Here is a 24,351-nt window from a genome sequence, read left to right as displayed (position 1 = left end):
TAGGTTCAACCGTTTTCTCTGTAATTCAATAGTACGCATCCTATTGTCCTAGCCCTTAGCAAGAAGAAAAGTTTTAAAAAGAAGACAAGTTTTCTGACCTATTATGCATAAGTATTAAATAGGACAAATTTAGGAGGCGGTTATTAATGAAGTTTGTAGTGTTTAAGAAAGAGACCCTGCTCTTTTTTTTAGCGGTTGGCGCCGTAATAGCTAGTATTTCTGCTTGGATGATGTTAAAAGCAGGCGATACCACTGTTTTTAATCAAAAAGCAGATAAGAATATCCGAGAAATCCATATGGTAACAGGTGAATTCAAAACAAAAATGAAAGATGGAAAAGAAATAGAGGCATACCGTTGGGATCCTGGCACAATATTAATAGAAAAAGGGGAAAAGGTCCGTTTAATTATTAGTGGAATCAACGGTGAGGAGCACCCATTTTATATTGAAGGAACTGCCATGAAAGGAAAAGTAAAAAAAGGAGAAGATACAATTGTCCCCCTTCAGTTTAATAAAGAAGGAACGTATCGCCTTATATGTGAAATTCATCCGGACAGAGTTCATAATGGACCAATGATTGCTTATATAGTAGTAGATTAAAAGCAGGAGAAAATCTCCTGCTTATTCCTTTTTTCTGTTGCTCTGTTTCATGGGTTTCCACTATACATACGTTGTTATTATTGAATTCTTCTTGTATAACAGATGTTGTTTTTCTTTATTTTTTTATAGTACAGTTTATAAATTTCTTTTAATCCGTTCATAAAAAGTTCAAAAAATGTCATTGAAAACCCCTAAAAATCCACACTTCACAATATCTTAACATTTAGCTGTTTTTCAGGTGACATTTATCACTTTTAAACTGTTATACTCGATGTAAGATATAAACAGTAAAACAGTTTAATGTTTTCTATAAATTGAAGAGGTGAAAAACGATGGAACAATGGCAAGGATTTGATAAAGGTACTTGGACGAAAGAAGTTAATGTTCGAGATTTTATACTTAGAAATTATAAGCCTTATGAAGGAAATGATTCTTTTTTAGCAGATGCAACTGAAGCTACAAAAAACCTTTGGGAACAGGTAATGGAATTAACAAAGCAAGAGCGTGAAAACGGCGGTGTTCTTGATATGGACACAGAAACTGTTTCTACTATTACTTCACATGGGCCAGGTTACCTTAATGAAGACCTTGAAAAAGTAGTGGGAGTACAAACTGACAAACCATTTAATCGTTCTTTACAGCCCTTCGGCGGTATTCGGATGGCTAAAAGTGCATGTGAAGCATACGGCTACCAATTGAATCCTGAAATCGAAAGAATCTTCACAGAATACCGTAAAACTCACAATCAGGGTGTTTTCGATGCCTATACTGATGAAATGATGCTTGCTCGAAAGGCAGCAATTATTACTGGACTTCCAGATGCATACGGGCGTGGACGTATCATAGGTGACTATCGCCGTGTAGCTTTATATGGTGTTGACTTCCTTATCCAGCAAAAGCAACTAGATAAAAAAAATATAAGCAAGGTAATGAACGAAGACAATATGCGTCTCCGCGAAGAAATTGCAGAGCAAATCCGTGCTTTATATGAACTAAAGGAATTAGGTACTAGCTATGGTTTCGACCTTTCTCGACCTGCTACTAACGCACAAGAAGCATTCCAGTGGCTATATCTTGGCTACCTTGCAGCAATTAAGGAACAAAACGGTGCAGCAATGAGTCTTGGACGAGTTTCAACATTTTTAGATATTTACATCGAAAGAGATTTACAGGCTGGCACAATCACTGAGGAAGATGCACAAGAAATCGTTGATCACTTTATTATGAAGCTTCGCTTAGTGAAATTTGCCCGTACTCCCGATTATAATGAATTATTCAGCGGGGACCCTACATGGGTAACAGAGTCTATCGGAGGAATGGCACAGGACGGTCGCTCTCTTGTAACAAAAAGCTCTTTCCGTTTCCTACATTCACTAGATAACTTAGGACCAGCTCCAGAGCCAAATTTAACCGTTCTATGGTCTCCGCAGCTACCTGAAAACTTTAAAAAATATTGTGCAAAGATGTCGATTAAAACTAGCTCCATTCAATATGAAAACGATGATATCATGCGCCCTGAATACGGCGATGACTATGGAATTGCCTGCTGTGTATCCGCGATGGAAATTGGAAAGCAAATGCAATTCTTCGGTGCACGGGCAAATTTAGCTAAAGCTCTTCTTTACTCCATTAACGGTGGTGTAGATGAAAAATTAAAAATTCAAGTTGGTCCACAGTATTTGCCAATAACAGCAGAAGTACTGGACTTTAAAGAAGTTATGCAACGCTTTGACCAAATGATGGAATGGTTAGCAGGTTTATATATTAATACCCTAAATGTTATTCATTATATGCATGATAAATACAGCTATGAACGCATTGAAATGGCTTTACATGATACAAAAATACTTCGTACTATGGCAACTGGAATTGCTGGTTTAAGTGTAGTCGCTGACTCATTAAGTGCGATTAAATATGGTGAAGTGAAAGTAATACGTGATGAAAATGGTATTGCAGTTGACTTTGAAATTAAGGGAGATTTTCCTAAATACGGAAACAATGATGATCGCGTGGATAGTATAGCAGTTGAAATTGTTGAGACCTTTATGAAGAAATTGCGCAAACATGCAACCTATCGCGATTCACTTCATACCTTATCTGTTTTAACAATCACTTCAAACGTGGTCTATGGAAAGAAAACTGGTAACACTCCTGATGGACGCCGTGCGGGAGAACCTTTTGCTCCTGGTGCCAATCCAATGCATGGTCGTGATACAAAGGGAACCTTGGCATCTTTATCATCTGTTGCAAAAATTCCATACAGCTATGCGATGGATGGAATTTCCAACACTTTCTCCATTGTACCAAAAGCACTAGGAAAAGAAGAAGAGAATCAGATTTGCAACCTTGTTTCTATATTAGATGGCTATGCCATTAAATCTGGACATCACCTAAATGTTAACGTCTTTAATAGAGAAACTTTAATCGACGCAATGGAACATCCTGAGCTGTATCCACAATTAACCATTCGTGTTTCTGGTTATGCGGTAAACTTTATTAAATTAACTAAAGAACAACAGCTTGACGTTATTAATCGGACTTTCCATGAGTCATTATAAAAAAGCTAAATGAGGCCGACTCAAATACAAATGGGCCAGCCTCCCTGATAAATGAAAGGGGATATTATCATGATTGGAAATGTACATTCCATTGAAACTTTAGGCACAGTTGACGGACCTGGAATAAGGTACGTGATTTTTACACAAGGCTGCTTATTACGGTGCCAATTCTGTCATAACGCAGATACTTGGGAAATCGGCTCAGGTAAGCAAATGACTGTTTCTGACATAATGGAAGATCTCATGAGTTATCTCCCCTTCATTCAGGCTTCAGGTGGTGGTATTACTGTTAGTGGTGGTGAACCCTTATTACAAATCCCTTTCCTTACTGCATTATTTAAGGAATGCAAAAAGAAAGGGATTCATACCACTATAGATTCTTCCGGAGGTTGTTTCTCCCATTCTAAGCTTTTCATCGAACAGCTTGAAGAGCTCTTGCTTTACACTGATCTTGTCCTTCTAGACTTGAAGCATATTAACCGAAAGAAACATATTCAGCTTACCGGAATGGCAAATGATCACATTCTTGAGTTTGCGAAATTTTTATCTGATCGAAAAATTCCAATTTGGGTGAGACATGTTCTTGTCCCAACAGTTACAGATGATCAAGCGGACCTGCAGAAACTCGGAGAATTCATCGGAACCCTTGAAAATGTTCAGAAGGTTGAAATCCTTCCTTACCATAAACTAGGGGTTTATAAATGGGAAGCACTTGGACTTGAATATCCTCTCAAGCATATAGAACCACCATCCGAGGCTAAAGTAGAATATGCCTATCAGATGCTAACAGCTCATTGGAAAACACCATTAGAGAAAGAATAACGTTTAACGAGGTTGATTCTTTCATAAAAGGCTGACCCTTCTTAAGGTCAGCCTTTTTGTTATTAATGTTCTTCGTCGAGATTCACTAGTACATCCATAATTTTGGCACGCTCCTTGTCTGCTACTTCATTTGAGATAACATCATCTCTAGATAAATCACTGATCGCTTCGTATTCAGCATACAATGCCTGCCTTAAAAGTAAATTTTTTTGATTTTCTTTTAATTCAATATGATCCTGATATAATTTTTGAATCTGTTTTTCAACGGATCCCTTTTTATCTTCATACTCCTTAACAAGCTCATTAGAAAGTGATTCCGTAATAAAAAGCCTCTTTCTCACTTTGTGAATTTCTTCAATTGCAGCTTCAAATTGATGAATTTTGGTTATTAAATACTCATATTCACTGGCCGCTTCTACTTTTGGGTTTACACCAAGAACTCTGATTAGTGTTTTCACTGATAAGCCTTGAACAACCAGGGAGAAGAAAACCACGAAAAAAGTTAATACTAATAACTCATCTCTTCCCTTGAAATCGTAAGGAAGGCTCAATGCTAGTGCAATCGATAATGAACCCTTTAGTCCACCCCAATTAATGATATGTTTCCAGGAATGAGGAAAATTTTTGATGAATGCTAAACTTGCATAGACTGCCACACTTCTCGCTACCAAAACAATACCTATTGCTGCAAAAATTGTTCCCCATTTATTAAAGATCCCAATTCTTGTTATTTCAAGCCCTACCATTAAAAAAACAATTGAATTCGCTAGTAGAGCGGCGACGTCCCAAAAATTCCCGATATTTAATTTGGTAGTAGGAGTCATTCCAATTCTTGCACCAAAATTACCAAAAATCATCGCAGCAACAACAACAGCTATGACTCCAGAAGCATGTATACTTTCAGCTAAAAGATAAGATCCATAAAATAAAATAATACTGAAAATAATCTCAAGAGGATAATCATCATAGAACTTTGTTAAAATTGAAAACCCATATCCAAGTGCTCCCCCGATTAGTAAGCCAAGGAATATGACTTTCACAAAAGTCCATGCTCCTAGACCTAACCCTTCCCACCCTAAGTCTATATAGGATAATAAATAAAATGCAGAAAGTTGAAAAAGAACCACTGCCATTCCATCGTTGAATAAGCTTTCTCCTTCTACGACTATTGCCAATCTTTTATTTACACCGATGCTTTTAAAAATACTTAAGACACTTACCGGGTCGGTAGCACTCAAATCAAAGCCCCAAATACAAAGGCTGCTGTAATTGTTAAGCCCAAAAGATAATAGGTCGAGAAACCAACAATGAGGAACGACAATAATGTTCCACCAAATGCCAGAGAAAGTATAGGGATCTTATTGGTCTTCAACTCGTCAAAAGGTAGTTTTAACGATGCTTCACCTAACAGGGCTGGTAAAAACAAAGTGACAATGACAAAATGGAATACTTCTCCTTGTGTAATAAAGTTCTTTAATGGCTCTAACGTAGGAAAATTGATTAAACCGATCAAAGCCCCTACGATCACTAAAGCAATAGGGTATGGTTGCTTAAATTTCTTGGCAATCGCCGTAATACCCGCCGCAATCATAACAAGAAATAAAGACATCACAAAAATAAGATGTAAATCTAGATGCTCCACGTGGCACCACCTTACTCTATTTAGAAAAAAGTACAGTTAATCTTACTTAATATTTGTTAAAAGTAAAAACTTAAACAACATCCTCTTAATAAGTTTGAAAAACTTTAGCAAACTCTTCATATTCTGGTATTATGCCAAACAATAAATTGATTCTTTACCTATTCTCCTTTATACTCATATCATTGGCATTTAAAAGAGGTGATTATTTTTGTTTCAATTGCTCATCGATCATTCAGATATTCATGCCTTAAACGCGCTATACGTCAGTATATACGTAGGTATTACATTAAAATTTTTATGGGCATGGGGCGTTGAATATTCATTTAATGGTTCTCAAACTAATCCTGCCGACACAAAAATGATCCAGCCTTTGTTTTTTTACCGAAAAAAAAGCTGTTTAAATGGCAATATGATATTAAATAGAATTGTTAAATATATTCGTAGAAAAGAATGTTCAAAGGATGATTCTGAAGAACCAATTTCCTTCCTATTTTCATTTTAAAAAAACACTAACACACTTTAGGAGGAAATATGAAAACGAAACGTTCTTCACTTATAATTATCTCTATTCTAACTATTACAACATTCCTATTATCTCGCTTGTTCAGCTCAGACTCAAAGCGGTAAAAACGACGGATTTTTCCATACTTATTTTGTGAATCCATTTTCATTTACCATTCATTCAGTAGCAGATTTTTTTGGTGGAAATTACGGATTAGCGATTATTCTTGTAACCTTGATTATACGACTTATCCTAATGCCTTTAATGTTAAAACAATATAAGAATCAAATGGCTATGAAAGAAAAAATGGATGTACTAAAACCTGAGATGGATGTTATTCAAAAGAAAATGAAGGCCGAAAAAGATCCTAAGAAAAAACAAGAACTTCAAGCAGAAATGATGGGCCTTTATCAAAAGCATGGTGTCAATCCACTAAATATGGGCTGTCTACCTATTCTCATACAAATGCCTATTTTAACTGGCTTCTATTATGCGATTAGAGGTTCTGAGGAGATTAAGACACACGAATTTTTATGGTTTAGTCTTGGACATCCTGATATAGTCATTACCATTATTGCTGGGCTAATTTATTATTTTTCAATTTAAAGTATCCCAATCCAATATGCCGACACAACAGCAGGAACAAATGAAGTATATGGGCTTGCTTTCTCCATTAATGATTGTTATGTTCTCTTTTAATGCACCTGCCGCCCTCCCTCTTTATTGGGTTGTAGGGGGTACATTTTTAATTGTTCAAACCTTCATTAGCCGCAGCCTATATCAAAGCAAAAAACCTGAAGTACAAGTTAAACAAAAATAAAAGGATAACAAAAAGATGCCTGGTACTCGTACCAGGCATCTTTTTTCCGTACTATTTCCCCTCTAGTGAAAATGAATCAATTTATACATCTTGAAAGTAATCCTTGTAAAAGCCACCGACTTTACCAGTATTGTCAATGATATAATAAAATTCCTCAGTTTCATTTTTTACATCATAAATCTTCCCTGCTGTCAGTGCATTGTTGACCAGGTATTTCTCCGCCTCTGTATGAACGCATTTTACTTTCTTAACGGTTTCCCGCTCACGCCATGATAAATGAATCATTGTTGCCATCGTTCCTTTCCGTCTTTGTCCAATTATTAGTATAATCAATACAACCCTTGATACGCAACAATATCCCTTCATCTACCCTTGAAAAAATTAATGCTTTGCCACTACATTTCTAGCATTCTCTCGTAACCGGTATTTTTGAATTTTTCCTGATGCAGTCATTGGAAATGACTCTGTAAACTCAATGTAGTTAGGGATTTTATGCTTAGAAATCTTACCAATACAATATTCCTTAATCTCATCTGCAGATGCTTTTTCTCCCTCTTTTAATATGATCCACGCCATAACTTCCTCACCGTACACTTCGTCTGCAACACCTATCACTTGGATATCGAGTATTTTCGGATGGGAATAGAGAAACTCCTCAATCTCACGAGGATAAATATTTTCTCCTCCTCTGATAATCATATCCTTCAAACGACCAGTAACCTTGCAATATCCATTTTCATCCATAATGGCTAAATCACCCGTATGTAACCATCCATCCTGATCAATTGCATCATTTGTTGCTGCTGAATTTTTATAATATCCCTTCATTACATGGTAACCTCTTGTGCATAGTTCCCCCTGCACACCTCGTTCCACTTCTTGGTTTGATCCAGGTTTAACAATTTTCACCTCAACGTTTGGAAGTGCTTTCCCAACTGATTCGACTCGTAATTCTATTGGATCGTCAGTCCTGGTTTGGGTAATAACAGGTGAAGATTCTGTTTGTCCATAGGCAATCGTTATTTCTCTAACGCCCATTTTTTCAATGACAGCCTTCATTACCTCAATCGGACAGTTGGATCCTGCCATAATACCTGTTCGCAACGTTGATAGGTCATAATTATCAAAATCTGGCTCATTCAGTTCTGCAATAAACATCGTTGGCACACCATGGAGGCCGGTACACTTTTCATCTTGAACCGTTTGAAGCACTTTTTTCGGATTAAAATCTTGAACTGGAACCATTGTTGCACCGACAGAAACACATGCCATCGTACCAAGGACACAACCAAAGCAATGAAAAAATGGGACAGGGATACAAAGCCTGTCTTCAACAGTCAGTTTCATGCAATTAGCAATATTAAATCCGTTATTGACGATGTTGTAATGTGTGAGCATAACACCTTTTGGAAATCCAGTAGTCCCAGAGGTATACTGCATATTAATCACATCATCAGGCTCTAGGGAGTCCATCCGTCGGTTTAATTCTTCATCGGTGACCTCTTCACCCAGTAGCATGATATCCTCCCAGGAAAAGGTACCTGGATACTTCTTATCACCAAGAACAATTACATTCTTTAAAAAAGGAAGTCTGCTACTATTCACCTTCCCAGGTTCTGCGTTCTTCAATTCAGGAACAATTTCGTAAATCATATCTATATAAGATGAATCCTTCCAAATATCCATTAAAAGAATGGTAGTAGAATCAGATTGTTTTAATAAATACTCGAGTTCAGCTGTACGATAGTTGGTATTCACAGTAACCAAAACAGCCCCCATTTTACCTGTAGCAAATTGGGTTACAAGCCATTCAGGAGTGTTACTCGACCACGCTGCTAATTGTTCCCCTTTATCTATACCAAGCTTCATAAAGCCCTTAGCCGCTTTTCTGCAAATACTGTCAAATTCACGATAGGTCCATCTTAAATTTCGATCTGAATAGATTACTGCTGTATGGTCTGGATGTAATTCTGCTTTTTCTTCTAATAATTTTCCAATAGTACAATTTAATAAAGCTGTCATTTTTTCATCCCCCTCAATACAAGTAAACCAAGCGACAAATTAAAACGCTTTCAAAAGTATGTTACCATATTTATGAGAATATTCAATATTTTTAAAATATATTTTTCCTTTTTTTACAAGTTTGTGAACCTTAAAAAAAATGATAAATAAGGGTTCTCAAAGTGGATGAAAACCATTACAATAATAAAAACTGAATATTCAATCCACATTCCAAGGAGGACTTCTTAACTTGAAAATTATGAGTAACGAGCAATTGGTTGTTTCGTATCGGGATGCATTAAAGTCAGGTAAGGAAAAGGAATGGATTAAGATTCTAAAAGATGAGATTCAACGTCGTGGACTAAGGCCGATTAAGAAACGTTAGCTTTCTAACATTGAAAGACCGCTGAAACATATTTCAGCGGTTTTTTTTCATTTTTATCCTTGGTATCAAGATTCCCCTTTATTAGCGACGATTGGTATAGAAATACTCACTTTTGTTCCAATACCTTCTTTACTTTCAATTAATATTGACCCATTGTATTTTATTACTAGCTGCTTAGCAATAGAAAGGCCTAAACCCGTACCACCGTTTTCACGAACACGTGCTTTATCTACTCGATAAAAACGGTTAAACACGTCTGGGATATCCTCATTAGCAATCCCAATCCCTTGATCTGAAACAGAGACAATCACATCCCCCTCTTCTCGGACTGCAGAAATAGAGATTATTTTATTCCCATTCGAGTACTTTATTGAATTATCTAATAAAATAATTAATATTTGTTCAAAATGATGTTCTGCAATAGAAATCATTGGTAAATGCTTTTCCATTTTAATTTCAAACTGATAATCCGGATGAATGATTTCAAGTTTACTAATTATTTTTAGAACAAGGTCAACAATATCTGATTTCTCAGCAGTTACAACTCTTTGGTTTTCTGCACGTGTTAACACTAAGAGGTCGTTAATTAACTTTTTTAATCTTGATAGTTCTTGTAATGAAGCATCTAATGATTCTTCTAAAATAACAGGATCCTTTTTTCCCCACCGATTTAATAAGGAAAGGTGGCCCTCCAGAATAGAAACAGGTGTCCTTAGTTCATGAGAAGCATCCTCTACAAATTGTTTTTGGGCCTGGAAGGATTTTTCAATTTCGTCCATCATTTCATTAAACACATTTGTAAGTTCAGTTAAATCATCCTTTTGTTTATAGACCTCTACTCTTCCCTGAAAGCCATCTTCCTTTATTTTTTTCATTCCTCTTGCTAACCGTCTAACAGGCCGGAGCAACTGTTTAGCAAGGATTAGGCCGCTAATAGCACTAAATAGGATTGCTGCGATTCCAAAGATAGTCATTACCCAAAAGAGATTGCTCATCATTTTATGATAGTTATTTAAATGACGGACAACCTCTAGTGTCCCTTTAAATTTGTCTCCATTGATTGGGTATCTTGCTACAATAGCCTCTTTTCCCTCAATTGAAATCCTATCGGTTGTACTAACCCTCGTCGGAACAGGCTCCAGTACAGGAAAGTTACCGTTTTTATCAGATACTAGAATATTCCCCTTATTGTCATAGACTCGAATTAATTGGTCTTTGTCATTCATGTTCCTTAAAAAGTCATCACTATCAATTATATCAGTACGGTTTAACGTTTCCGCCCTTGCTTTATAAAAGGTGGCAATATCCTTAATCGTTCGATTAATAGCCATTTCCTCACGATTCATCATCCATTTCGAAACAGTATGATATTCTAAAAAACTAAACAAGAAGAACGTCAGAAAAATGGCTGATGAACCACTTAGCACCAATTTGGTTTGCCATGGCAATCTATTAAATATTCGTGTTATTTTCTTAATCATCTCATTACATATCCTGTACCGCGTACTGTATGAATGTAGCTTCCATTAACTTGATCATCTATTTTGTTTCTTAAATATCGGACATATACATCTACAACGTTGGTTTCTACACCAGTACTGTAACCCCAGACTTTATTTAATAGGACTTCTCTTGTTAATACAATGTTAATATTACTCATAAAAATAATTAATAAGTCAAACTCTCGCTTAGTAAGACCAATTATTTTTCCTGCTTTTTTTACAATACATGATTCAAGTTCTACTTCTAAATCCTTAAAGGTGAGCGTTGTTAATTCATTTGAATTGATTGCCTCTATTCTTCGAAACAAGGACCTTAATCTCGCCAATAATTCTTCAATAGCAAATGGCTTAACTATATAATCATCTGCCCCACTATCTAATCCAGAAACACGATCAAGTACACTGTCTCTTGCCGTTATCATAATGATGGGAATCGTTTTATTCGCCTGTCTAATTCTACGGCACACCTCCATTCCATTTAATTCTGGAAGCATTAAATCGAGTAGAATGGCATCCCAAGTTTTTGAGAGAGCCAATTCTAATCCACTTCGTCCATTTGCTGAAACGGTGGTGTTGTAACCATCATGATTCAGTTCAAGCTCAATAAATCTAGCTAAATTCTTTTCATCTTCAATAATTAGTATATTTTGCATACATCCACGCTCAATTCATTTTTGATTACTATTTTAACTGATGTTTGTCTTTAAAAAAATCAATAAATGCATGAAGAATTTCAACTGATTGATATGACATGAGAGAAAGTGCTGTTAAAGAGAAAAATCCAACCATAATTAGTCTAACCCATAACATGTTACATTCCTCCTTACTATACATTTTGAAACATACACATGGAATAATTGGTAGGGAAGAAGTAGGTGGATTAAAAGGATTAATAAAAACATTTTACCTTTTTGAAAGGAGACCATGATGAGAGGGAGATTAGAATTTTCTTAGAAAGTATATGATAAAGAAAAGGCAGACTCATTTTCTGAGTCCGCCTCTTCTTAGCCGAGTTTTAAGTATTACATGAATTTATTTGTTTCGATTTGTGCTCGAAAGGATAGGTCAGTAAGCTTTTTTTCAACTTTTTCGGCTGCATCAACCGGGTTATCGGCAAAAATATCGTAGAATTCTCCTTCGTATTCTTGTCTTGCATGATCATAACGAGGGTCGTAATAATGTTCCAGTAGGATTTGAATTAATTCGTGATAGTTTTTTTCATCTAAATAGCCTAATAGTTTGCTTCTTACTTCCAAATCCCTGACTCGTTTTAATACCTTCTCTATATTACTTGATATTTTACTCTCATACCATGGTTCATTCTCATATGGCAGTACATATTCGGAAATTAGTTGCTGCACTCTTTGTTCAAGAGGAGAATGAATATAAATATTTATCCCCTTAAATTTGATATCCATTAGCTCCTCAGGTTGAACAGCTTTTCCAATTCGTTTACTTTCGGCCTCAACAAGAAAATAATTTGATCCTTGTATTTCCTGAAGCCCTTTAAATAAGAGCGAGTCAAAAGTTTTTTGGTTATGACCCTCACCTAGACCAATGGTGCCAAAAATTGACCCACGATGCCCAGCCATCTCTTCAAGATCTAAGATTGGATAACTCCTTTGTTTCAGAAGCTTTAGCACCTCTGTTTTTCCTACACCTGTCATTCCATGGATTACTACTGCATTTTGGGGAATGATTGTCGGTATTTTTTCAAGTATATGGTGTCTATATGCTTTATACCCACCGATTAACCGCCACGCATATATCCCCGCAAATTCCAGGAAAGTCACAACTGCATTACTTCGCATCCCACCACGCCAACAATGGATGACTAATTCCCCATTGGTATGATGGTCTTTAATGGTATGTAACAATTTGGGGATTTTAGGTGAGATGAGTTCCATTGCTCTCCACTTTGCTGCAGCCTGACCTTCATGCTTGTAGATAATACCAATCTCATGCCGCTCTTCATCTGAAAATAATGGGACATTAATTGCTCCAGGTATCGCACCGTCTTTAAACTCAATCGGCGAACGTATATCAATAATAATTGGGGATTTTAGCGTAAAAAGATTTTCAACAGTAATTTCTTTCATCTATATTGCACTCCTACAGAAAATGGGTCATCCCCATAAAATATTTGTTTAGAAACAAACAAAACTTCCACAACGGGAAGTTTCAAACATAACAAGACCTATCGAACGAATAAATTACGTATTCTAAGAAAGATTTCATAATACGTATAACTATATTATATAGGAGTTAGATATCACTATCAAGAAGTAGAATATGCCTATCGTATCATTCCATCTTCAATTAGCGAAATGGTGTACCTGTTAACTTTTCAACTTCCTGACAGAACTTATCCCAATTAGGAGGATAGTATTCTGTCCCTTCACTTTCATAAACCTTTCCTTTTGTTTTTAATTTAACGGACCAGTACGTTCCTCCGAGAATAATACCTGTCTCTTTTTGATAACAAGGTTTCCAATCCCATAAATTCATCGAATAAATTTCTCTTTTGAACACATCTAAACTCCCTGGTTTAGCCAAATTAATATTTGAAAATGGCTGACCATACCTATTGGATTTCCATTCTAATGAAGCAAATCTTTTTTTTTCAAAATTAACACGTACCTGATAAGAAATTCCACTTATGCCCTCTTGAGTAGCAATTAATGATATGGGATTCTTATCTGGATGAATAAACATGACCGTTTCATAAGCCTTCATTATTTCCCCATCCTTATAATAAGGCTGACTTTCAAGATAAAATCATCAACCAAATTATAGTAAATATAGCTTCTTTCGGCTGTAACAAATGACACGTACAAAAAAGAGGCTGACTCATAAGGGGTCTGACACCACTAAAAAAACAATATCCAGACTAGATTTCACTAGGTTTTAACTAGATATTGAATTGTGGGGTCAGACACCTTTGCTTTTGAGTCAGCCTCTTTTTTACTTAAATTATTTTCGATTTTTGTTTAAAGCTGGACATCAACCCTTCCATCTCGTCCAGATTGTTTGTCTCAAATAAATCCACTATTTTACTCCCTACGATTACCCCATCACAGTGTTTGGTTAACTCATTAATTTGCTCTTCACTGGAAATTCCAAAACCAGCAAGCACCGGTATTAGACTTATCTCTTGTACCGAGTTTAGAAATTGATACAATTCAGCATCATATTCATTTCTAACCCCCGTTATTCCCTTTACAGTTACTGCATATAAAAATCCATTACCCTTACTGGATATTAATTTGATTCGCTCCCTAGGAGTGGTTGGAGTGACTAAGCGAATTAATTCCACATCAACATTCTCTAGATTTGGTGCAATCATGTCCTCCTCTTCAATAGGAAGGTCTGGAATAATACAACCATCGACACCTGCATCACTTATCTCTTTAACAAAAGCCTCTATCCCAAAAGAATATATTGGATTAAGGTAGGTCATAAGAATAATAGGTATAGATACAAACCTCCGTGCTTTTGCCACTTCTGAAATGATTCCTTTTAAAGTGGTCCCATTTTCAAGAGCTCTTATCCCAGCACGTTGAATGGTTGGCCCGTCAGCCACTGGATCTGAAAATGGTACACCTAGTTCTATTGCCGTTGCACCGAATTTCTCTAATAATACCATCCGATTAACTAAATTATCTAATCCTCCATCCCCAGCCATTATGTAGGGAACGAAAGCCTTTCTCTTATTTGTCTTTAATAAAGAAAAGGTATGTTGTAAACGATTCATTTTATTTCTCCCCTTCAAGCCTAGTTTTCACAGTATCTACATCTTTATCTCCACGTCCTGATAAACAAACGACAATGTTTTGTGTATCTTGCATTTCAGCGGCAAGTTTTACAGCAAAGGCAACTGCATGTGAACTTTCTAAAGCTGGAATAATTCCTTCTAGCTTCGATAGAAGACGAAAAGCATCAAGTGCTTCATTATCGGTAATAGAATGATAGTTTGCTCGACCGATATCCTTTAAATAGCTGTGCTCTGGTCCAACACCTGGATAATCAAGACCAGCCGAAATCGAATGCGCTTCTTGAATTTGACCATCTTGATCCTGCAGTAAATACATTAATGCACCATGTAAAACTCCTGGTTTTCCCTTCGTTAAAGAAGCTGCGTGATATTCTGTATCCACACCCTGTCCTGCTGCTTCTACTCCATAGAGACTGACCCTTTCATCCTCTATAAATGGATAGAACATCCCGGCTGCATTACTTCCTCCGCCGATACATGCTACCACAGCATCCGGAAGGACACCCTGGGCTTGTAAAAATTGCACCTTGGTCTCTTTACCAATAACACTCTGGAAGTCTCTTACCATCTGAGGAAATGGATGTGGCCCCATAACTGATCCTAATAAATAATGAGTATCATCAACATTTGCTACCCAGTATCTTAGGGCCTCATTAACGGCATCCTTCAATGTAGCACTACCTGATGTAACACTAACAACCTTTGCACCGAGTAATTCCATCCTAAATACATTTAATGCCTGCCTTTTGATATCTTCCTCCCCCATGAAGATAATGCAATCAAGGTTTAATAGGGCACAAACAGTAGCCGTTGCTACACCATGCTGGCCTGCTCCCGTTTCAGCCACAATTTTTCTTTTTCCCATACGTACAGCTAGCAATGCTTGACCAATAGCGTTATTAATTTTATGTGCACCTGTATGGTTTAAATCTTCTCTTTTTAAGTAAATTTTTGCTCCACCAGCATATTTTGTAAGGTTTTCTGCAAAATATAAAGGGGTTTCTCTTCCGACATAGTCCTTTAATAATCGATTAATCTCTTCTTGGAAACTCGGATCATTTTTTGCCTTTTTATAAGCTTCATCAAGTTCAATCACTGCTTTCATGAGTGTTTCAGGAACAAATCTTCCTCCAAATTTCCCATAATGTCCTTTTTCATTCGGTAATGTATATGTGTTCATTTTGTTTCCCTCCCGTTAAGCTACCTTTGACCTTTTCAATAAAGGCTTTAATTTTATCCAGATCCTTCATTCCATTCGTTTCTACTCCAGAACTTACATCTACCATAAACGGTTTGATAATGTGGATTGCCTGTTCTACATTTTCGATATTCAGCCCACCCGCTAGGATTACTTTTTTTCCCTCAATTAATTTTTGATTCACTTTTTCCCATTCAAATGTAGTTCCATTTCCACCTCTATATTTACCTTTAGGACTGTCGATTAAAATATAGTCACTTGGAAAATTAGCCATATCTCCCAAACTATCGTTGTCTTGAAAACTAAATCCTTTAATAACAGGTAAGGATAGTGATTTAGAAAAAGCAGCTGTTTCGTCACCATGTAATTGGATATGAGTAAGTCCCACAGAGGCAGCTATTTTTTCTATTTGCTCTTTTGTTTCATTTACAAAAACACCTACCTTATAAACTTGTTCCGGTAGTTGCAATACAATTTCTTTTGCCCTTTCTACTGGGATCCTTCTTTTACTTTCAGCAAATACGAGCCCTATTGCATCTGCTCCAAATTGGACAGCAGCCATTCCTGTTAATTCATCAGTTATCCCGCAAATTTTAACTTTCATCTTCCTACCTCTTTTGATAAGGGCAAACGGAAGCTTAAAAATGATTGTTTCACATCCGGACTTTTCATTAACGCCTCACCCACTAAGATGCCGTTTGCTCCTGAATCTCTAACTCTCTCAACATCCTCTTGATGGAAGATTCCACTTTCACTTATGAGAAAGGCTCCAGAGCTTTTAACAGCAGATGCCATCTTTTCGGTCACCTCTAGGGAGACTTGAAAAGTCTTTAAATCTCGATTATTTATTCCAATTAGCTTTGCACCCGTTTTAAGTGCTTTTTCTAGCTCAACTTGATTATGAACCTCTACCAATACCTCTAATCCTAATCCTTTAGCATATTCATAAAGCTCAACTAGCCTTTTTTCATCTAATGCAGCAACAATTAACAAGATAATATCAGCTCCATTGGCTGCAGCAAATTCAATTTGTATAGGATCAATAATAAAGTCTTTACATAAAATCGGCAGATTCACTGTATCGCGTACCGTCGATAAATCAGTGAATGACCCTTTAAAAAACGTATGATCTGTTAAAACAGAAATGGCAGACGCCCCATACTCTTCATATAATCTTGCCTGTTCAGCAGGGAGAGTAGTATTATTAATCACCCCTTTAGAAGGTGATGCACGTTTGAATTCTGCAATTATTGAAATTTCATGTGCTGTTTGCAATTTTTTAATAAGAGACCTATGGGGATGTATTTTAGTGTGTAAAGGACGATTTCCTTCACGGAGAAGGAGAACCTCTCTCTTTTTCTGTTCAATAATTTTATCTAAGATGGTCCCCACTTATATCGCCTCCTTCTGTCCTACTGCTTGAGTTCTTTCAATCAGCTTTTTTAGCTTTTCAAACGCAGCGCCGGAATCAATCATTTCTCTAGCTATTTCAATTCCATTATGAATGGTTGTTGCTTTACCAGCTGTATAGATTCCAATTCCTGAATTAAGAAGTACAGTATCACGGTGGGCACCTTTCTCACCTTTTAAAACGTTGATTAATAGTTCAGCATTCTCCTTCGAATCTCCACCCTTTATACAGCTGTTATCATATCGAGGAAGATTAACCTCTTCAGGGGAAAATGACCGATTGGTAATGATGCCGTCCTCTAGGACCGTGATGTAGTTCTCCCCTTGAAGTGAAGCTTCGTCCATAAATCCAGCTCCATTTATTACCGTTGCACGTTTGCGACCTAGTTTATTCAAGACTTCTGCAAATACCGGAAGTAAATCTCTTCTGTACACACCGAGCAATTGGTAATCTAATTCCATTGGATTAGTCAGTGGTCCAATAAAATTGAAAACAGTTGGGATTTTCAATTGTTTTCTAACTGTCATAACTTTTTTCAATTTGGGATGGACATTCGGAGCAAACAAAAAGGATACTCCAATTTCATGAAGAATATCTTCGGTTCTTTCTGGTGATAAATTTAAATTAATCCCTAAGTACTCAAGTACATCCGCACTTCCTGTCTTGCTGGAAACACTTCTATTCCCATGTTTAGCAACCGGAATGCCAGCACTAGCAATAACAAAAGCAGAGGTAGTACTGATATTGAAGCTCGAGGAACCATCTCCACCTGTACCACAATTATCTAAAACACCTGAGAATTTCTTCTTAAATGTCACTGTGTTTGCTTTCATCGCTTTTACAATACCTGTTATTTCTTCCACTGTTTCTCCTTTAGATTTCAAGCCCATTAAAAAGGCTGCAATTTCTGATTCAGAAACTTCTTCTCCTAAAATAAAATCAACGGCTTCTTGCATTTGGGTTTCAGAGAATGACTCCCTTTCAGCTAACTGGAGTAAGTACTTTTTCATTTCCGCTCATCCTTTCTACTTCAAGTAAGAAGTTATTTAATATTTGTTTTCCTGTTGGTGTTCCAATTGACTCTGGATGAAATTGCAGTCCGTAAACAGGATATTGTTTATGTTTTATAGCCATTACTACCTGGTCATCGTTGGAATGCGCGATACATTCAAGCTGTTCAGGAAGACTGACCTCCTCCACGATTAAGGAATGGTAACGCATGACTTCGAAGTGGTCGGGAAGATCGGAAAATAGTTCACAGTCATTATGTGTAACCAGTGATGTTTTCCCATGTTTTATTATTTCTGCCCTCTGAATTACACTTCCGAATGCTGCGCCAATGGCTTGGTGTCCGAGACAGATTCCGAGAATTGGAATCTTATTAAAAAATTCTCGGACCACATCCATACATATTCCTGCATCCTCCGGCTTTCCAGGACCAGGAGAAAGTATAATTGCTTTAGGGTTTAAATCTACAATTTGTGCTGTAGTTAGCTGATTATTTCTATAAACAACCAATTCTTCCCCTAGTTCACCTAAATACTGATAAAGGTTAAAAGTGAATGAATCGAAGTTATCAATCAATAAGATCATTTTTCACCCTCCAGGAAGGAATTTAATTTATTTAATGTCTCTTGGTACTCAGACTCTGGATCTGAATCAAAAACAATCCCCGCACCTGCTTGGATATAGGCATTACCATCTTTTAAGATCAATGTTCGGATAGCTAGTGCAAAATCCATGTTTCCATTTGCAGATAAATAACCAACTGCTCCAGAGTACAAGCCTCGTTTTGATTTTTCCAATTTGTTTATTATTTCCATCGCCCTAACCTTAGGAGCACCTGAAACAGTACCAGCAGGAAGGCATGCAGCAAGTGCATCAATGGCTGATTTATCTTGAAGAAGGCTACCGCTCACTTCTGACACTAGATGCATCACATGACGATATTTTTCAACTGCCATATACTTGTTAACATGGACGGTCCCAAATTCACAAACTTTCCCTAGATCATTTCTCCCAAGATCCACAAGCATCTTATGTTCAGCAAGCTCTTTTTCATCCTGCTGCAATTCCATAGCAATCAATTGATCTTCTTCAGGATCTTCTCCCCGTTTTTTTGTTCCTGCAATTGGATTGGAGATTACTATCCTGCCATTTGTTTTAATTAAGCTTTCGGGTGATGACCCAATAACCGTATATCCGTCAAATTCGATATAGAACATATATGGTGTTGGATTATGGGAACGATGTTTGCGGTAAAGAGACAATGGATTTCCGCTAAAGGTAGACTTCATACGTCTTGAAAGTACGATCTGGAAGATATCACCGTCAAGAATATGTTCCTTTGCAACCTTGATATTGTTAATAAAATCCTCTTTTGAAGTTTCTGAAACATATTCCGATAAATGATAGGGCTCCTCCTCGTGATAAAAGGTAGGTTGTTTTATTTCTGTAATTCTTTGTTTCATCCTATTTTTTATCGCTTCTTTGTCACTGTCAGAAGAAAGTGGAAATCCGCAAATCAATACCTTTTCTTCTAAATGATCAAAGACGATGACCTCTTCATAAAACATCAAATGAACATCCGGCATTTCCATTCCGTTCCGGTATTCTTCACCAATTATTTCGAACTGTCTGATGATGTCATACCCTACAAAACCTATAGCTCCTCCAATAAATGGGAAGGGAAATTCCTCGGAGTTCTGTACCGGGATTAGCTCTTTTAACACCTCTAGCGGGTTTCCGCTTAATATCTCTTTTTCGCCATTCCGTTTGATAATCTCATTATGTTTACCCCTGGAAACAAGTTCGTAGGCTGGATCTACACCAATAAACGAGTACCGCCCCGTGTCATTGTATTTAAGGGAACTTTCTAATAAGAATTTCTTGTCACCTCTTATTTTTTGTAATATTGAGATTGGTGTAAGGGTGTCACCCTTTATTTCATTTATAATAAGACTTGTTTTTGTTTTCATAATGAACCCCTTTCCAAAAAAATAAAAAATCGCCCTCTATATGCGTAACGAATTACGCATATAGAGGGCGATTCTTTGATCGCGGTGCCACCTCCTTTTGAAGTAGAAATACTAATCCACTTCCTCTTTTCAGGTACAGAAAATGAATTCGATACCCTATCCTTTTAACGGTGGAACTCCGTACATCCCTACTTTATTATTCAAGATGTCTCTTACAAGTCCATTCCACAAATCCATTCTTATCGGGCTCTCACCTACCCCGACTCTCTGAAAAGAATAAAACATGTGTACTCCTCTTGTTCAACGATTTACATTATTTAATTTTTTGAATACAAAAAGGCCCCCCATCCAAAAAGGACGGGAGACCCGTGGTGCCACCTTCATTAGCTAAAAATTTAGCTCACTTTACCGATATCGAAGCAGATGCCTGAATATCTGTCTCTTGTAACGACGAGATTTTCGCCAAAGCCTACTACCCATATAGGGGTTCGGTTTGGAGGCTCAGAAGTCCATTCACTTATACGTCTACGCTGATTTGCACCAACCATCAGCTCTCTAAAGAATCCGTAAAAGTTACTACTCTTCGTCAATGCCCTTCATTCATTTTGTTGTTTATTATGTTATTATACATCCCCATCTAATGTCAAGGATATTATTAAAAAAATTTTCAAAATATAAAATATCTTCGCTTAATTAACTTTCCATTAAAAGGATTTTAGTTTCGAGTTTTTTTAATTTAAAAATGAGAATATTAACTGTAGAAAATAATTTAAGGCGGGATAGATGATAAATGGAACATATTGAACATTTATGCCAAGACCCAACAGCTGAAAAGAAGAAAGCAGCAGCTGGAAAAAAGGGATCCAGTGAGGTATCAAACCAAAAGTGGGCAATCATCTCATTGTCGTCTATTCCTTTGGTTATGACCTTAGGAAATTCAATGTTGATTCCTGTATTACCTTCAATGGAAAAAAAGTTATCGATTTCGTCCTTCCAAACAAGTATGATTATTACGGTTTATTCTATTGTGGCTATTTTTTTAATTCCTGTTGCAGGTTATTTATCTGATCATATTGGAAGAAAAAAAGTTATCATACCGAGCCTTATTATTGCGGGAATAGGCGGCATTATCTCCGGTTGGGCTGCTTGGAAATTAGATTCTGCCTATTGGTTAATTTTACTTGGCCGTGCACTTCAAGGGGCTGGAGCAGCCGGAGCAGCACCAATTGTCCTTCCTCTTGTCGGAGATATGTTTAAAAACGAGGATGATGTGAGTAGTTGTTTAGGACTAATTGAAACCGCTAATACCTTCGGCAAGGTACTTAGTCCCATTTTAGGAGCGTTTCTTGCTGGTTTTATTTGGTTTCTCCCTTTCTTCTCCATCCCAGTATTTTGTGCTATATCTGTTATTATGATGTTCTTACTGGTTAAATGTCCTAAAACTACAGAGAAACCGATACCCTTCAAACAATTCTTTATCAATGTTAAGAAAACCTTTACCGAGAAAGGCCGTTGGCTTTATGCCATCTTTTTTATTGGAGGCATCCTTATGCTCGTTCTTTTCGGGATCTTATTTTATCTCTCAGAGGTCTTTGAAAAGGAGTATGACATTAAGGATATTAAAAAGGGCTTTTTTTTAGCCTTGCCCCTTGGGGCTCTTTGTTTGTCATCGTTTATTAGTGGAAAGGTAATTAAAAAGAATAAAGTCTTAATGAAATGGCTGACCTTTATCGGGATCTTAGCTGCAGCATTATCCATTGCAGCGCTATGGTTTTCAATAAACCTATGGTATATGCTCTCGATGTTCTTAATAAGTGGAATAGGAATTGGAATCAGTCTCCCTTGTCTCGATGCTCTAATTACTGAAGGAATTGAAAAAGAAGAACGGGGTACGATTTCCTCTATTTACAGTTCGATGAGATTTATTGGAGTCGCTGCTGGTCCCCCAATTATTGCGTTATTGTTAAAGCAATCAAGTCATTGGATATTTATATTATTAAGCAGCTTAAGTATTTTGGCTGCAATTGTTGCTCTAATGTTCATTAAACCCCAATCAGAAGCGCATAGTTGATAAGAAAAGCGGAAACGCCTTGGTCAGCCCCGACAGGCAAATGTTCTTCTGCAAGAAAAGTCGCTCTTTGACTTTTATTGCAGAAGGTTATTTGACCCGAGGGGCTAGGCGTTGGAGCTGGACAATTCTCAAAGTCGAAGTTTATGCTTTCTTATACTATAACAAAGAAGCGGACTCAATATGAGAGTCCGCCTTCTTTTAAAGTTATTTAATTGGTTTCTTAAGGAAACCGATTAATAATGCTGCTACAATTGAGCCAATAAAAATAGCAAGTGCATAAAGCAGTGCTCCACCTTCAACCAATGGGACAACGAATATTCCGCCGTGTGGTGCACGTAGTCCTATTCCAAATGCCATTGAAAGTGCACCTGCAATGGCTGAACCAGCCATTACTGAGGGGATGACACGAAGCGGATCAGCCGCTGCAAATGGAATAGCTCCTTCTGTAATGAAAGATAATCCCATAACATAGCATGCTTTTCCAGCATCTCTATCTTGGTCATTAAATTTATTTTTAAATAAGGTCGTTGCAATGGCAATCGCTAGTGGTGGTACCATTCCAGCAGCCATTATTGCTGCCATTGGCCCATAAACACCACTTGCCAATAAACCAGTTCCAAAAACATATGCTGCTTTATTTACTGGGCCTCCCATATCAAAGGACATCATAAGACCTAGTACAATTCCTAATAAAACTGCATTTCCTGTTCCCAGACCTGTTAACCAATCTGCAATCGTTCCATTTAACCATGCAACTGGTTTATTTACGACATATAGCATGATAAACCCTGTAATCGCAATACCAAATAGCGGGTAAAGCAGAATACTTTTTATGCCTTCCAATGAACGCGGAAGCCCCGCAAATATTTTCTTAAGAAGAAGTACGACATAGCCTGCTAGAAAACCGGCTACTAAGCCGCCTAGAAAACCCGCTCCGCCACTTGCTGCCATCATTCCGCCAACCATACCAGGAGCAAAGCCTGGACGATCAGCTATGCTAAGTGCAATAAATCCTGCAAGGACTGGAACTATTAGCCCGAAAGCATTCCCTCCACCAATGGTCATTAATGCCTCAGAAATCTGGTTATATGATGGATCATCCGGCTTAAATGAGTTATACCCAAACATGAAGCAGATGGCAATTAGAATCCCACCACCCACAACAAATGGCAGCATATTAGAAACACCGTTCATTAGGTGCTTGTAAAATCCAGAACGTGAACCTTTTTTCTCAGATTCTTGATTACTTTTATTCCCATTTCCATGATAAATAGGTGCATCTTGTTTTAATGCCTGATCAATTAATTGCTGTGGACGACGGATCCCCTCAGCAACAGCTGCTTGTATAACGTGCTTACCTTTAAAACGTTCCATTTCTACATTGATATCTGCAGCAATAATGACAGCAGTAGCCTGTTTAATGTCCTCACTAGTAAGGACATTTTTTGCTCCGCCTGAACCATTGGTCTCTACTTTAATATCTACACCCATTTCAGCCGCTTTTGCTTTTAATGAATCTGCGGCCATATACGTATGGGCAATCCCTGTTGGGCACCCCGTAACAGCTACAATGAAGTTCTTATTATTAGGGGTGTTTGCTTCTTTCTTTTCTTCTTTATCCTCTTTATCATATCTATTAATTGTTTCAATAATTTCTTCCGGTGTCGTTGCCTTTAAAAGTTCGTAACGCACTTCAGCTTTCATTAATAATCCAGAAAGCTTTGCTAATGCTTCTAAATGTGTATTATTTGCACCTTCAGGGGCAGCAATCATAAAGAATAAATGTGCAGGCTTCCCATCAAGTGATTCATAATTAACACCAGAAGCCGATTTACCAAATACAATAGCGGCTTCCTTCACAACTTTAGTTTTGGCATGCGGAATGGCAATTCCATCACCAATTCCGGTGGTGCTTTGTTCTTCGCGTTTTAGAATAGCTGCTTTAAATTCTGAAGCGTCTGATATTTTATCTGCTTTTAATAAAACATCAACAAGCTGGTTAATCGTTTCTTCTTTTTGATTCCCTTCAATATTTAATAGAATCGTATTTTTTGATAATAATTCTGTAATTTTCATCATATTTACCC

At 37.1% G+C, this 24,351-nt stretch carries 23 protein-coding genes, 1 pseudogene and 2 other annotated features; of the genes and pseudogenes, 7 read left to right on the top strand and 17 right to left on the bottom strand.

Annotated features, from left to right (window positions below):
• Positions 1-146: 146 nt before the first annotated feature.
• The 3 genes from QFZ87_RS12290 to pflA all read left to right on the top strand — a co-directional run bounded on the left by QFZ87_RS12290 (position 147) and on the right by pflA (position 3,979).
• The gene (locus QFZ87_RS12290) at positions 147-599 is read left to right on the top strand and encodes a cupredoxin domain-containing protein (RefSeq protein WP_309861637.1); all 453 of its coding nucleotides are present in this window, start codon (positions 147-149) and stop codon (positions 597-599) included.
• Between the two features lie 332 nt (positions 600-931).
• A complete protein-coding gene (pflB, locus tag QFZ87_RS12285) occupies positions 932-3,157 on the top strand; it encodes a formate C-acetyltransferase (RefSeq protein WP_309861635.1) in 2,226 nt (741 codons plus the stop codon).
• 69 nt (positions 3,158-3,226) lie between these two features.
• The gene (gene pflA / locus QFZ87_RS12280) at positions 3,227-3,979 is read left to right on the top strand and encodes a pyruvate formate-lyase-activating protein (protein WP_309861632.1); all 753 of its coding nucleotides are present in this window, start codon (positions 3,227-3,229) and stop codon (positions 3,977-3,979) included.
• 62 nt (positions 3,980-4,041) lie between these two features.
• Here pflA and QFZ87_RS12275 read toward each other — a convergent pair whose 3' ends face one another.
• Both QFZ87_RS12275 and QFZ87_RS12270 read right to left on the bottom strand, forming a co-directional pair.
• Positions 4,042-5,217, bottom strand: a complete 1,176-nt coding sequence (locus tag QFZ87_RS12275) for a cation:proton antiporter (protein WP_309861628.1) — start codon at positions 5,215-5,217, stop codon at positions 4,042-4,044.
• On the bottom strand, positions 5,214-5,621 hold the full coding sequence (locus tag QFZ87_RS12270) for a cation:proton antiporter domain-containing protein (protein WP_309861625.1): 408 nt from the start codon (positions 5,619-5,621) through the stop codon (positions 5,214-5,216). The genes QFZ87_RS12275 and QFZ87_RS12270 overlap by 4 nt, the downstream gene beginning before the upstream one ends.
• Positions 5,622-5,829: 208 nt before the next feature.
• Between QFZ87_RS12270 and QFZ87_RS12265 the strand changes: the two genes are divergently transcribed.
• Complete coding sequence (locus tag QFZ87_RS12265; RefSeq protein ID WP_309861622.1) at positions 5,830-6,123, top strand: hypothetical protein; 294 nt, start codon at positions 5,830-5,832, stop codon at positions 6,121-6,123.
• A gap of 29 nt (positions 6,124-6,152) precedes the next feature.
• Positions 6,153-6,943 (top strand): annotated as a pseudogene (gene yidC / locus QFZ87_RS12260) (membrane protein insertase YidC).
• An 81-nt stretch (positions 6,944-7,024) separates the two neighbouring features.
• On the opposite strand, the gene QFZ87_RS12255 reads toward yidC, so the two are convergent.
• Complete coding sequence (locus QFZ87_RS12255; protein ID WP_309867835.1) at positions 7,025-7,228, bottom strand: DUF6501 family protein; 204 nt, start codon at positions 7,226-7,228, stop codon at positions 7,025-7,027.
• 96 nt (positions 7,229-7,324) lie between these two features.
• On the bottom strand, positions 7,325-8,965 hold the full coding sequence (locus QFZ87_RS12250) for an AMP-binding protein (RefSeq protein ID WP_309861621.1): 1,641 nt from the start codon (positions 8,963-8,965) through the stop codon (positions 7,325-7,327).
• A gap of 238 nt (positions 8,966-9,203) precedes the next feature.
• On the opposite strand from QFZ87_RS12250, the gene sda reads away from it, so the two are divergent.
• Positions 9,204-9,329, top strand: a complete 126-nt coding sequence (gene sda / locus QFZ87_RS12245) for a sporulation histidine kinase inhibitor Sda (RefSeq protein WP_396133962.1) — start codon at positions 9,204-9,206, stop codon at positions 9,327-9,329.
• A gap of 65 nt (positions 9,330-9,394) precedes the next feature.
• Here the strand turns inward: sda and QFZ87_RS12240 are convergent, their stop codons facing one another.
• The 12 genes from QFZ87_RS12240 to trpE all read right to left on the bottom strand — a co-directional run bounded on the left by QFZ87_RS12240 (position 9,395) and on the right by trpE (position 20,193).
• Positions 9,395-10,777, bottom strand: a complete 1,383-nt coding sequence (locus tag QFZ87_RS12240) for a HAMP domain-containing sensor histidine kinase (protein WP_309861613.1) — start codon at positions 10,775-10,777, stop codon at positions 9,395-9,397.
• A 29-nt stretch (positions 10,778-10,806) separates the two neighbouring features.
• The gene (locus QFZ87_RS12235) at positions 10,807-11,484 is read right to left on the bottom strand and encodes a response regulator transcription factor (protein WP_309861610.1); all 678 of its coding nucleotides are present in this window, start codon (positions 11,482-11,484) and stop codon (positions 10,807-10,809) included.
• 28 nt (positions 11,485-11,512) lie between these two features.
• Positions 11,513-11,641, bottom strand: a complete 129-nt coding sequence (locus QFZ87_RS12230) for a hypothetical protein (RefSeq protein ID WP_308083566.1) — start codon at positions 11,639-11,641, stop codon at positions 11,513-11,515.
• A gap of 212 nt (positions 11,642-11,853) precedes the next feature.
• On the bottom strand, positions 11,854-12,930 hold the full coding sequence (gene mnmH, locus QFZ87_RS12225; protein ID WP_309861606.1) for a tRNA 2-selenouridine(34) synthase MnmH: 1,077 nt from the start codon (positions 12,928-12,930) through the stop codon (positions 11,854-11,856).
• Positions 12,931-13,150: 220 nt separating this feature from the next.
• Entirely contained in the window at positions 13,151-13,567 is a 417-nt protein-coding gene (locus QFZ87_RS12220; RefSeq protein WP_309861604.1) for a hypothetical protein, read from the bottom strand.
• A gap of 232 nt (positions 13,568-13,799) precedes the next feature.
• A complete protein-coding gene (gene trpA / locus QFZ87_RS12215) occupies positions 13,800-14,585 on the bottom strand; it encodes a tryptophan synthase subunit alpha (RefSeq protein ID WP_309861601.1) in 786 nt (261 codons plus the stop codon).
• A gap of 1 nt (position 14,586) precedes the next feature.
• A complete protein-coding gene (trpB, locus tag QFZ87_RS12210) occupies positions 14,587-15,786 on the bottom strand; it encodes a tryptophan synthase subunit beta (RefSeq protein WP_309861598.1) in 1,200 nt (399 codons plus the stop codon).
• Positions 15,761-16,408, bottom strand: coding sequence for a phosphoribosylanthranilate isomerase (locus QFZ87_RS12205; protein ID WP_309861595.1), 648 nt, complete (start codon positions 16,406-16,408; stop codon positions 15,761-15,763). The genes trpB and QFZ87_RS12205 overlap by 26 nt, the downstream gene beginning before the upstream one ends.
• Positions 16,405-17,196, bottom strand: a complete 792-nt coding sequence (gene trpC, locus QFZ87_RS12200) for an indole-3-glycerol phosphate synthase TrpC (RefSeq protein WP_309861592.1) — start codon at positions 17,194-17,196, stop codon at positions 16,405-16,407. Before trpC ends, QFZ87_RS12205 begins: the two co-directional genes overlap by 4 nt.
• On the bottom strand, positions 17,197-18,225 hold the full coding sequence (gene trpD, locus QFZ87_RS12195) for an anthranilate phosphoribosyltransferase (protein ID WP_309861590.1): 1,029 nt from the start codon (positions 18,223-18,225) through the stop codon (positions 17,197-17,199). It abuts the gene before it with no gap.
• Positions 18,197-18,808 carry an anthranilate synthase component II gene (locus tag QFZ87_RS12190; RefSeq protein ID WP_309861587.1) on the bottom strand — a complete coding sequence of 204 codons (612 nt, stop codon included), beginning with the start codon at positions 18,806-18,808 and terminating at the stop codon, positions 18,197-18,199. The genes trpD and QFZ87_RS12190 overlap by 29 nt, the downstream gene beginning before the upstream one ends.
• A complete protein-coding gene (gene trpE, locus QFZ87_RS12185; RefSeq protein ID WP_309861584.1) occupies positions 18,805-20,193 on the bottom strand; it encodes an anthranilate synthase component I in 1,389 nt (462 codons plus the stop codon). The genes QFZ87_RS12190 and trpE overlap by 4 nt, the downstream gene beginning before the upstream one ends.
• A 60-nt stretch (positions 20,194-20,253) precedes the next feature.
• Positions 20,254-20,506 (bottom strand) — a binding site (T-box leader).
• Positions 20,507-20,543: 37 nt separating this feature from the next.
• Positions 20,544-20,792: a binding site (T-box leader), on the bottom strand.
• 191 nt (positions 20,793-20,983) lie between these two features.
• Between trpE and bcbE the strand changes: the two genes are divergently transcribed.
• Positions 20,984-22,264 carry a bacillibactin exporter BcbE gene (gene bcbE, locus QFZ87_RS12180; protein WP_309861581.1) on the top strand — a complete coding sequence of 427 codons (1,281 nt, stop codon included), beginning with the start codon at positions 20,984-20,986 and terminating at the stop codon, positions 22,262-22,264.
• A gap of 204 nt (positions 22,265-22,468) precedes the next feature.
• Here bcbE and QFZ87_RS12175 read toward each other — a convergent pair whose 3' ends face one another.
• Complete coding sequence (locus QFZ87_RS12175; RefSeq protein ID WP_309867833.1) at positions 22,469-24,340, bottom strand: PTS fructose transporter subunit IIABC; 1,872 nt, start codon at positions 24,338-24,340, stop codon at positions 22,469-22,471.
• Positions 24,341-24,351 lie beyond the last annotated feature (11 nt).

This window comes from Bacillus sp. SLBN-46, from assembly GCF_031453555.1.
GTDB lineage: Bacteria > Bacillota > Bacilli > Bacillales > Cytobacillaceae > Neobacillus.
This window is presented reverse-complemented; position numbering and strand designations above follow the sequence as displayed.